This is a genomic window from Saccharopolyspora sp., assembly GCF_017434145.1.
Lineage (GTDB): Bacteria > Actinomycetota > Actinomycetes > Mycobacteriales > Pseudonocardiaceae > Saccharopolyspora_C > Saccharopolyspora_C galaxeae.
The window spans coordinates 1-2,399 of sequence record NZ_JAFRFW010000938.1; the positions used below are offsets into that span (position 1 = coordinate 1).

At 70.2% G+C, this 2,399-nt stretch carries 1 protein-coding gene; it reads right to left on the reverse strand.

Annotation, left to right across the window (positions count from 1 at the left end; genetic code table 11):
* Positions 1–2,382: type VII secretion protein EccCb (eccCb, locus tag IJH84_RS25345; RefSeq protein WP_295149843.1), on the reverse strand; the 2,382-nt coding region annotated here is incomplete at its 3' end.
* Between the last annotated feature and the right edge of the window lie 17 nt (positions 2,383–2,399).

Sequence of the window (2,399 nt, forward strand, 5' to 3'; positions counted from 1 at the left end):
CTTCGGGTTGGTGCCCTCGGTCAGCGGGGTTTGGACCAGGCGGACCGAGCGGCGGCGGTTGACGTACTGGGCGCGGCCCGGCAACAAGGTGCGGGGACGCAGGTTGCCCAGGAACATGCCCTCGTCCTTCGGGCAGGACAGCAGCAACCCCGGCGTCCCGAGCTCCCACATCCGCCGGATCACCGGGTTCGACATCGACCGCGCAGCACCGGACGTGCTGCGCGCGATGATCACGTGCACCCCGATGTCCGCGCCGTGCGGGATCAGCGGCATCAGCGGTTCCAGCACCCCGCCGCCGAAACCGCTCTCCGCCAGCTGGAAGTCATCGATGATGACGAACAGCCGGCCGCCCTGCCACCAGTCCCGCTTCGGCAACCGGCTCGGGCTGATCTCCGGTCCGGGAATGCGCTTCTCCAGCCCGACCGCGGCGCCCGCGATGGACTTGCCCAGCGCATCCGCACCGACCGCGTACTCGATCTGGTTCTCCGGCGGGATCGAGTCGTGCAGCTCGCGCTGGAAGTCGCCGAACATCACCCGCGCCTCGTCCGGGCCGTAGGCGGCGGTGATCGAGCGGGCGATGTGCCGCAGGACGCTGGTCTTGCCGGTCTCGGCATCGCCGTAGACCAGCAGGTGCGGGCTGGCGTCGAAGTCGTACCACTGGGTGGACAGACCGACGTCCTCGATGCCCAGCGGAACCCGAACGACCGCCTGCGGTGTCGGCCGCACCGGGTCGGGCAGGTCGCTCGCCGAGAGCATCGTCGGCAGCATCCGCACCTGCGGAGCCCGCGGCGCGCCCGGCTGGGCCAGCGCCTCGGACAGCTCGGTGGTGGCATCGGCGAGGTCTTCGGTGTCCGACGTCCCGTCGATGCGCGGCAGCGCCGCCAGGAAGTGCAGCTTGTCGGTGGTCAGCCCGCGGCCGGGAATGTTCGGCACGGTAGCGGCCAGCCTGCTGTTGACCTCCGAGTCCACCGGGTCGCCGAGCCGCAGCTCATACCGGGTGCCCAGCACGTCCCGCAGCCACGGCCGCATCTCCGACCAGCGGTTGGTGGCGACCAGCAGGTGGATGCCGAAGCTCAGGCCGCGCGCGGCGAGCTCGGTGAACCGGTCCTCGAGCTCCTCGAAGTCCTGCCGGATCGTGTACCAGCCGTCGACCACCAGGAACACGTCGCCGGACGGGTCGTCCTGGTGGAACCGGCCTTCCCGGCGAGCGCGCCGGTAGCTGGTCATCGAGTCGATGTTGTGCTCGGCGAACAGCGCTTCCCGCCGGGCCAGCAGGTTCGTCATCTCCAGCACGGTGCGGGTGACGCGGTCCTTGTCCAGCCGGTTGGCCATGCTGCCCACGTGCGGCATCTTCGCCAGCGAGCTGAGCGTGCCGCCGAAGTCCAGGCAGTAGAACTGCACTTCAGCGGCGCTGTGCGTGAGCGCCAGCGAGCTGAGCATGGTGCGCAGCATCGTGCTCTTGCCGGTCTGCGGCCCGCCGACCACGGCCACGTTGCCCTTGCTGCCGGACAGGTCCGTTTCGAGCAGTTCGCGGCGCTGCTGCGCAGGCAGGTCCACCAGACCCGCCGGGATCTGCAGGCCCGCCGTCTCCAGGTCGCCGACCGGACGCGGCCCGAGCTCACCGTGGTCGACCAGCGGCGGCAGCAGCTGGTCCAGGGTCGGCGAGGTCTTCAGCGGCGGCAGCCAGACCTGGTGCGCACGGGGCCCGATGTCGCGCAGCCGCTCGATCAGCACTTCGAGCATGGACTGCGCGGGCTCGTCGGGTGCCGGCTCCGGTTCCGGCTCCTGTTGCGGTGCCGCGGTCGGTTCGACGTAGCCGGTACCGAACGACACGACCTGCTGCTCGGCCTTCGCCCGGGTGGTGCGCTGGCGCTTGCTCGGCCGGTACGGGCCGGAGACGTATGCGCCCTTGAACCGCACCAGGTTCGTGGTGTCCGGGCGCAGGTAGCCGTTGCCGGGACTGGTCGGCAGCTCGTAGGCATCCGGCACCCCGAGCACGCTGCGGCTCTCCATCGCCGAGAAGGTGCGCAGCCCGATCTTGTAGGACAGGTGCGTCTCGATCTTGTGGATGCGGCCCTCGTCGAGCCGCTGCGAGGCCAGCAGCAGGTGCACCCCGAGGCTCCGGCCGAGCCGGCCGATCATCGCGAACACGTCTACGAACTCGGGTTTGCTGGAGAGCATCTCGCTGAACTCGTCGACCACGATGAACAGCGCGGGCATCGGTTCCAGCTGCGCACCCTGCGCGCGGGCCGCTTCGTAGTCGCGTCGCGAGGCGTAGTTGCCGGAAGCGCGCAGGTGCTCCTGGCGACGGTTGAGCTCTCCGGTGAGCGCGTCCTGCATCCGGTCGACCAGCTCCAGCTCGTCGGCCAGGTTCGTGATCACCGCCGAGGTGTGCGGCA